General features: G+C 33.7%; 10 protein-coding genes. All 10 read right to left on the bottom strand.

What is annotated here, in order from left to right; genetic code table 11:
* Window positions 1-496: Gfo/Idh/MocA family oxidoreductase (locus AB1349_11470; GenBank protein ID MEW6557948.1), on the bottom strand; the 496-nt coding region annotated here is incomplete at its 3' end.
* 258 nt (window positions 497-754) lie between these two features.
* Complete coding sequence (locus AB1349_11465) at window positions 755-1,462, bottom strand: YjbH domain-containing protein (protein ID MEW6557947.1); 708 nt, start codon at window positions 1,460-1,462, stop codon at window positions 755-757.
* A gap of 18 nt (window positions 1,463-1,480) precedes the next feature.
* Window positions 1,481-2,887, bottom strand: coding sequence for an undecaprenyl-phosphate glucose phosphotransferase (locus tag AB1349_11460; GenBank protein MEW6557946.1), 1,407 nt, complete (start codon window positions 2,885-2,887; stop codon window positions 1,481-1,483).
* Window positions 2,888-3,110: 223 nt separating this feature from the next.
* Entirely contained in the window at window positions 3,111-4,223 is a 1,113-nt protein-coding gene (locus tag AB1349_11455; GenBank protein ID MEW6557945.1) for a hypothetical protein, read from the bottom strand.
* Between the two features lie 19 nt (window positions 4,224-4,242).
* On the bottom strand, window positions 4,243-5,058 hold the full coding sequence (locus AB1349_11450; protein MEW6557944.1) for an SDR family oxidoreductase: 816 nt from the start codon (window positions 5,056-5,058) through the stop codon (window positions 4,243-4,245).
* Window positions 5,059-5,060: 2 nt separating this feature from the next.
* Entirely contained in the window at window positions 5,061-5,510 is a 450-nt protein-coding gene (locus AB1349_11445) for a dTDP-4-dehydrorhamnose 3,5-epimerase family protein (GenBank protein ID MEW6557943.1), read from the bottom strand.
* Entirely contained in the window at window positions 5,507-6,484 is a 978-nt protein-coding gene (locus tag AB1349_11440; GenBank protein MEW6557942.1) for an SDR family oxidoreductase, read from the bottom strand. Before AB1349_11440 ends, AB1349_11445 begins: the two co-directional genes overlap by 4 nt.
* A gap of 1 nt (window position 6,485) precedes the next feature.
* Complete coding sequence (wecB, locus tag AB1349_11435) at window positions 6,486-7,559, bottom strand: UDP-N-acetylglucosamine 2-epimerase (non-hydrolyzing) (GenBank protein MEW6557941.1); 1,074 nt, start codon at window positions 7,557-7,559, stop codon at window positions 6,486-6,488.
* A 66-nt stretch (window positions 7,560-7,625) separates the two neighbouring features.
* A complete protein-coding gene (locus AB1349_11430) occupies window positions 7,626-8,744 on the bottom strand; it encodes a glycosyltransferase family 1 protein (GenBank protein MEW6557940.1) in 1,119 nt (372 codons plus the stop codon).
* A gap of 3 nt (window positions 8,745-8,747) precedes the next feature.
* Window positions 8,748-8,933: hypothetical protein (locus AB1349_11425; protein MEW6557939.1), on the bottom strand; the 186-nt coding region annotated here is incomplete at its 5' end.

Genomic DNA, 8,933 nt, shown 5'->3' with positions numbered 1-8,933 from the left:
GGCGAGTCTTTTTGGCAGATTCTGAATTTTTAATTTTTAATTTTTCATTTTTAATTGAGATTATTTTCTCTTTCAAAGCAATTAGTGATGGATGTACCCTAAGCTGCAGAACAGTATATACCTTTTTACCAAATTCCTTTTCCAGCAATTCGAGGGCATCCAGATTCCATGGATTAAGTACGAGTGGTTTTTCACAAATTGCATCTGCACCGGTTCTAAGCGCAAACCTAATATGTGCATCATGAAGATTATTAGGAGAACATATTGAAAGATAATCGAGATTAAAATTTTTATCTTTTCTTTTAAGCATCTCGATATGCCGGTCAAACCGCTCAAACTCGGTAAAGAATGCAGAATCAGGGAAATACTGATCGAGTATTCCAACTGAATCATGAGGATCCATAGCGGCAATCAAATTATTTCCCGTCTCTTTAATTGCTTTTAAATGTCTTGGAGCTATATAACCGGCAACACCGGTAAGCGCAAAATTTTTCATGTAAAAATATAACTATGATTTTTAAGAAAAGAAATTATATGATGTAGGGGCGGCATACATGCCTCCCAAATTCTAACCGATATAATCTATCGATAAGTTTTCAATTACCAATTCGTAGGGGCGGCGTATACGTCGACCGAAACTTCTTATAATACTGATAACCGATAACAGACCACCGATTATCTTGTATGAAATAAATTAATCATGTTGTAACTGTATTGAGTATATCCGATTCAACGGGTTGATAAGGAGATTAGGTTAGAGTTGGAAAGAATATGATAAGGAACCAGAAAATTTTTTCATATCTATAAAACCGGCTAATAATTTAATTTTATTAAAAAGTGCTATCCGTACACCGCTATTAAACCTAATCGTATCATATTCACCTATTAATTCAATAAAGCTTAAGAATGAACAACTTATACCACCAAATAAACCTATAAATTTATGATTCTGTGCATTTATAATATCTGTTCCATAACCAGTATGCAATGAAACTTTATTAATTATTTTTGAACTTATAGTTAAGTGTTTCGAAAGAGCTAAGTACAATGCATTATTTCTCACAGCTTCAGCGCCTCCATAAATTCCAATTATATCATGCAATCCAACTAAAATCGAAGGTACATATTCATTTTCCTCTACTAACCTTATCCTTATACTAACCGTTCTATCACCTATACCCTGTGTAGTAATTATGGAATCTAGTAAATGAGTAATCCTAACACTAAATTCTATGAATGGTAGAAAATTAACGGTTATATAAGGAGTAATTGCATCCTCATTATACCCACTGAATGATATCAATTTTTTATCTACGAATGATGCACCCACTGTTACTTCACTATCTTTCCCTATATCCGCGGTTGGTATATAAAAAAGCCCCGAAAGACCTTCGAGGTTTTGAGAGTGTAAAAAAGAAAAAGTAAAAAAGAAAATTAAAAAATATCTTTTTATAACTTTCACTTTCTAACCAAAAAACAACTAATACGCATTTGGGTCTCCTTTTAACATATTCCAGATTGTCATAAATACAATCTGAATATCGAGAAGTAACGACCAGTTTTCTATATACCATAGATCATATTCTACTCTTTTTTCCATGAGAGCGATATCCGACGTTTCACCACGGAGACCATGGACTTGCGCCCAGCCGGTAATGCCTGGTTTGACGAAATGACGTTTTAGATAGTAATCTATTTTATATAAAGATTCCATATTGAGTGGAGTTGGATGTGGTCTGGGACCAACTACGGACATTTCACCTTTTAATACATTAATAAACTGTAACAATTCATCAATATTTGTTTTACGAAGAAATCTCCCAAGTTTTGTTATACGAGAATCATTTTGAGTTGCCTGGCAAAATTTACCGTTAGCGTCTATATCTTTAGATTCACACCGCATTGTACGGAATTTATAAACTATAAATTTCTTATTATTCCTACCCCATCTTTCCTGTTTAAATATAACTGGACCCCTGGTATCAGCTATAATGAGTAAAGCAACTACTGGAAAAAGCCATAAAAGTAATATGATTATAACTATCGAACTGAATGCAATATCAAAAACTCTTTTAACTAAACGCCAAAAATAGGTATCAATTTTTTCTTCTTTGACAGCAATAACTGGAAACTGCCCGAACATGGAAACACTATATCGTGACGAAGCAAATCTGAAATAATCTGGTATGACGCGGACAACTTTACCGTTTCTTTCGCAGATATTAATAACATGATGAATCTTTTCTGAAGCATAATTAGGAAGTGCGACAATTACATTATCAATCTCTTTTTCAAGTAATATTTTATTGAGAGAATTAACAGAACCGAGATAGAGATCCTCAGACATAGGAATCTCAAAATCATCTAGAAATCCTACTACTTTATAACCGAACTGGGGATTTTCTTTAATTGAATCAAAGAAACGCATTCCTACTTCACCAGCACCGATTATTAGAATGGAACGTAAGTTCCTACCTTTAAGACGAAGTAGGATTAAAAGAAAATTTAAAAATAATTTTTGTATTATGAGAAGAGCCAATAAGTTAAAAATATAGTATAAAACAAATAAACGGGAGAATTGAATTTCTTTAATTAGAAAAATAAGGATTATCGTTACAGCAAATTGAATTAATATATTTTTTAAAAGTATATTTATTTCATAACTGAGATTTCTCGAACGAAACTCATCATAAAGTTTACTAGTATTAGTAGAAAAATACCAGGTTAAAAGAAGGAGGAGAAGAAGCAGAATTTCATTAGCACTGTTATTATAAACATGCTCTATTCCTTCTGTGGATAAATGCTTCGCAAGAAAGAATGAAATGATAATGCAAATGTAATCTATAAATTGTCGGAAAAAATAAAGATAGGTTCGGTTAGTTACCATGCTTTAAAATAAATTAGAATTAGCAATTCGATCCAACATCATCTCCAATTATTAAGGCATTCATCATTTATAAATATTTTTCAATTACTAAATCAGATTATTTTTAATAGGCATTACAACATTCTAATTGTCGCTTAGACCTAATTTTGCATAATTACCTATTTTTAATAAGAAACAATAAATTAATTGACTGACTTAAAGTCTCAAGTGAACAGTTCATATATCACATACTTTTAAATAACATTAAATATTTTTGATATATTTTTCCCCAGGACATTGTTGCTCTAATTTTAGAACCGAGATTTTTTGCTTCATTCGTAAAATACACTTCGTTATTCTCATACTTCTGGATTGCGTTGGCAACAGAAATATAGTTCTTAATAAAAACTATTGCTTGCAGTTTTCTATTTGGATATTCAACAACCTCTCTATTAAAAATTGTATCAATACATATCACCGGTTTGTCTAATCCGGTTACACGAACTAACGCTGGATTTATACCTCCAAGTGAATGACCATGCAAATATGCACAAGAATTCAAAATTATTTGTGTTAAGTAATCCTGATCACTAATTAAGCCCAAAAATGAGATGCTTTTATTTTCACATTTTTTTTTGATACTTCTGAACCATAAGTTATTAGGTATATGGCCGGCTATTACCAAATCTTTTTTACTCCCTGACTTCAAGTAACCTTCTATCATGATATCTGTTAAATTGTGAGGTGTTATTCGGCTCATGATCAAATAATAACCATTAGGATGTAAGTTAACCAAATCTATTTCTTTTTTCCCAGGAACTATATCATCACAGCCATACCCAATCCAATCAATTGTCATTTTAAATTTTTTCTTGTACAATTCTTGCATATGTAACGAGTCAGTAATAGTTTTATGTGAAATGAAATAAGTTAAATATGCACCAAGAGGAAAAAAGATGTGCCTAAAAATTATTGGCCACTTTGGATCTTTCCACATTATGCCATTGACATTGCAAACTATTTTCTTTCCTAATAATCTAGGAATCCAACTATATATCCCATTTTGAATGAATGCATAATAAATTAAATCGCAATCTGAAAAAGCAGCTTTGAGAGAAGATTTAAAAGCCACAATTAATTGTCCAAGAAATTTTCCATCTGAAGTCTTATGAAAAACTCGCTTAACTCCGTTTTGAATTACATCATCTTTAAAATAGTATGTATTATTTTTTTTTTGAGCCCAAGCATGGATAACAAACTTATGCCCATCTTCTACAAATCTCCATCCCATTTCTCTTATCAAATCTTCATGCCCAGCATAACTCCAGCCTTTAGTACCTATTATTGCAATTTTCATTTTGATATTCTAAAGTTTATTATGATTTTTTTTTAAAAAATACACGCATTTCTTTAATTTGCTGTTGCAATGGCTTAGTACAGAATTTAGCCACTATACTATATATGGTTGCAATACTTCTATCAACTGCTTCTTTGGCTTCTGCTGCGTTGATTTTCAAATTCAATTCATACACGTCGTTGAAAATTTGCAGAACCTCATACTTGTTAACGGTATTCGGAGAGTGGATGTGAAAAATTCCATTTTGATAAAGATTGTTCTTCAAAATATTTTCGATTACTTCTGCGAGGTATAAAGTTGTAACACCATTCCACAAATGATTTGTAAATCCGTTCACTTCTTTACCGGCTTGACTTTTTGCCCATTCAAGCAGAGAGCGGTTCTGTCCGTTCTCCTCGCCGATAATCGAGGTGCGTAGTACCATACAGTCTTTATTCTCTCCAGCGTTTTTGCTCAAGCCGTAAAGATCATCAGCATCAAAGTAATCTTCTTCAGTGTACTTCCCTTTTTTGCCGGTGTAAACACAATCGGTAGTAATGTGAAAACATTTTATTCCGTATTTGTTACAAACTTTTGCAAGATTTCTAGGAAAGAGTGAATTAATTTTCAAAACATTTTCGATAGTGTTCTTCGCAATCGTTGGTTTAATTACTCCGGCACAGTTGATTACAACATCAACGCCATCGAGAAATATTTCGAACTTTGTCATTGAATCGTTTGCGATATCAAACTCGTTACGGGATAGATCAAGAACATCATACCCTCTTGATTTGAAATACGAGCTTACCGCATAACCAAGCATCCCGGTTGAACCGGTTACCAAAATTTTTTCCATGATCACCTTTCCTCTATTTTCCAGATATCCCAATAATATGCATCGTAACGTAAATCATCATTGAGACTATCTTTTAATTCCGACGTTGAAAAGAAAATTATTTTTGTGTCATCGGTTAACGACATAAATCCGTTTGCATATCCGGCCGGGATAAATAGGACTGAAGGTTTTTTTTCGCTCAACACAAACCGATGCACCTTTAAATCTTTAGACGGATTTCCCCAATCGTCAATTTCTACTGTACCGATTACCGCCGAACCTTTTACAACCATCACATATTTTGATTCGTTGCGGTGAGCGTGCCATGCACGGACAAATCCTTGTTTATGATTTTCGACCGTGTAAAATCTTTTTACTCCATCAAAATTGAAATCATTTACAAAACTAACAGTACCACGGTCATCGATAGCTAAACCGCCTTTAATCAAATATGGTTGAACATCATTTGTCATTTTACCACACCAATTTTGTTAAATGATTTAATAAATAACTTTTTTTGATTTTCTTTTAAATAATCCTGATTTGAATAACGCGGACTCTTCAAATCTTTTATTCGTTTTGTTTCTACCAAAAATTTTAATTCCTCAATTCCTTCATCAACAGAATGAATCGATTTGAATCCGAAAACTTCTTCAGCTTTTTTTGCCGAAACGCGGTAATTGCGTGTATCCTGAAACGGCATGTCAGTGTGTTCAATAATCATATCGGGAAAGTGCATTCGAACTTGATACGCCAAATCCATTATGCGAACGTTTTGACGCGCAAGATTGTAAACACCTTTGTGTTCTGTTTCCAAATTCATTAGCACGGCACGCGCTACATCTTTAACGTGAAGCAGCGGACGGAATTGATCACCGCCGAATACACTAATTTGTCCTTCAACGTATGCACGTACTGTTAGAATATTCACAACCAAATCCAAACGGATGCGTGAATAAAGATCGCCTACACCAAACAAAGTTCCGAGCCGGAAGATGATTGCATTTTTATGTTTCAAATATTTTTCCGCGTTCAATTTTGTTTCTGCATAAACGGATAGAGGATTTACCAGAGAATTTTCGTTCAACTCGCTCTTCTGTGCACCGTAAACCGAACATGTGGACATAAAAACAATTCTGCCGTGATAATTATTTGCAAGCCAAGCAACAGAATCCTGATTGATTGATTTTGTTAATTCGGGATTCAACTGGCAAGCACCGTCACCAACAATTGCCGCAAGCCAAACAACCACATCAGCCCATTTGAGATGCGGAATAAGTTTTTCGTGATCACGTATATCACCGTAAACAAAATCAACCGGCTTCCGGAAAGAATCTTCGTATAGAAGCGCATCATAAACACGTACATTGTAATTGGATTGCTTTATTAAATCCGTTATTGCGCCTCCTACGTAACCGGCACCACCAACTATCAATACATTTTTCATGTTAGAGTTTCCTTTTTAATATTTTCACAATTTTTTCCGATGTGGTTCCGTTGCCGAGCCACTTCAAATTTTTTTTTGAAACGGAATAATTTTCGAAAAATGAAATTGTTTCATTCACCATCTTATTGATTGGCCTGGTTTCACCCACAAGAATGCTATTCCCATTTTCTATTGATTCTGGTCTCTCTGTTTTCAATCTTGGAACTGCAACCGGTACTCCGAGCAGTGGGCATTCCTCCTGACTTGTCCCGGAATCCGACACTATTCCGCATGCGTTGTATTGAAGATTCAAGTAATCGAGAAATCCGTACGGACCAACGAGTTTGATATTTTTTTTATCTGCGAGAAGATTATTCTGCTCAATCAATTTTACTGCTCTGATAAATTTTACGAGCCGCACTTCCAAACCGGTTTTCTTACCGAGTTGATCCAGAAAAGTTAAAATGTGATTGAACTGTTTTATGCTATTCAAATTTTCGTTGCGGTGAATATCGGCGACAATAAAATCGCGCGAACGTTTTCCTTGCGGCATGTATTGCTTTACTACTTCAACAATTGTATTGCCGACGACAAAAATTTTATCCGCTTCCTTGTTTTCCTGAATCAATCTTTCTTTGTAGAGCGGTGTGTAAACGAAAACGAGGTCGGAGACATAATCACAAATGACGCGGTTAACTTCTTCCGGCATTCTTCTATCGTACGAACGCATGCCGCCTTCGATGTGACCGATTTTGTAACCTTCCTTAAATAATGGCGCGCTCACCAATGCCGAGTTTGAATCGCCCAAAAAAAGAATTATTGCCGGTTCAATTTTTTTTCGTTTCAACAAATAGATTACTTCTTTGGAGAGATATGATAATTGTTCGTAATGGTTGGAGCTGCACTGCCCGGTCGCAAGTGTGAAATCCGGTTTGCGGATTTTGAGTTCGCTAAAAAATATTTTGCTCAACTCGTCATCGTAATGCTGACCGGTGTGAATCATGATATGTTCAAAGTTTTGATCGAGCCGCTCAAAAACTTTACTCATTCGTATAAAATCAGGACGGATACCGGTAATAGTGACAATTTTTTCCACTTTTTCAATCAAATTAAAAATTGGTAGTTTAATACTAAAGTACTATTCTTTGCTTAATGATTATATTCAAGTATTATTTGAACAATGTTCTTCAACAAAATGCATAATTTTTTTGGTGGAGCTTTCCCACGAGAAAAGGTTTGCTCGCTTAAGACCAAGATTCTTTTTCCTATTATATAAATTATCATCCTCTAATAACTTATTAATCATATCTGCAATACTTTTTGATTCAAAAGGATTAACATAGTTCCCAGCATCTCCGCAAACTTCTTTTACCACTTCTATATCTGAGACAACAACTGGTAATCCAGAAGCCATAGCTTCTAATGGTGGAAGACCAAATCCCTCTTCATAAGATACATAGCATAGTAATTTTGCTAATGAATAAATAATTGGAAGGAATTCCTCCTCAACATAACCTATCATTACTATTCTATCTTTGAGTGAAAAATTATCAATGATTTCTTCAATATTCTCATTCTTCCAATCTTTTTTCCCAGCTAAAACAAGTTTTATTTCTTTCTCTGTAATTTTATCAATTGCTTCAACCAACTTTATTAAATTCTTTCTAAAATTTATTCTTCCAACGTATAGAATATATTTTTCTGGTAAATGATATATTTCTTTTACCTTATTAATTTGCTCCTTTTCTTGTTTACCGATAACCTTAAATTTATGTGTATCTACCCCATTATGAATAACTTTGATCTTATCTTGAGCATTATATCCATATTGGATCAAACGTTTCTTTTCACTTTCAGAAACTGTGAATATAAAATTTGAATGTTTTGCAAGAAATTTCATTGGCTTAAAATAAATTCTTTCACGAAGTGTAAAAAACTCTGGGTGTGATTCAAAAATTATATCATGTATGAAAGATATTCTGCATTTTGAACCTAACAAAGGTGAAAAATTTTGGGCTATGAAACAGTCTATTTTGTATTTTTTAATAAGATATGGAATAATAAATAGATTCGAGATAAGGTTAATGTTCGCCCACAAATAAATTCGCTTTACTTTGGTTCCCCCAAATGGAAATTGAGAATTAGAATCTTTTTTGTCAAGAAACACATGAATCTCATGTTCACTATTAACAGCAATAATATTTTGAACTAAACTACGAACAACATGTCTTCCACTCGGTGGACCGTTAAAGAACCATTTTGCATCTATTCCAATTCTCATTCGTTAAATCCAAGCATGTAACATTATAGGGCATCCACTAAATTGTGAAATACCTTTAACTAATATTTTGTAGTTGGGATTGATTTTGAACAACAATTCTTTAATTTGATTAGCATGCTTATAATCATGATACGTAGTTACAGCAATTTTAGGTAAATATTTTTCAATAAGTTTTGCACCCACCCCCCC

Source organism: Elusimicrobiota bacterium (assembly GCA_040757695.1).
GTDB lineage: Bacteria > Elusimicrobiota > UBA8919 > UBA8919 > UBA8919 > JBFLWK01.
Note: the sequence above shows the minus strand (reverse complement) of the source record. Positions and strands in the feature narration are given on the sequence as shown.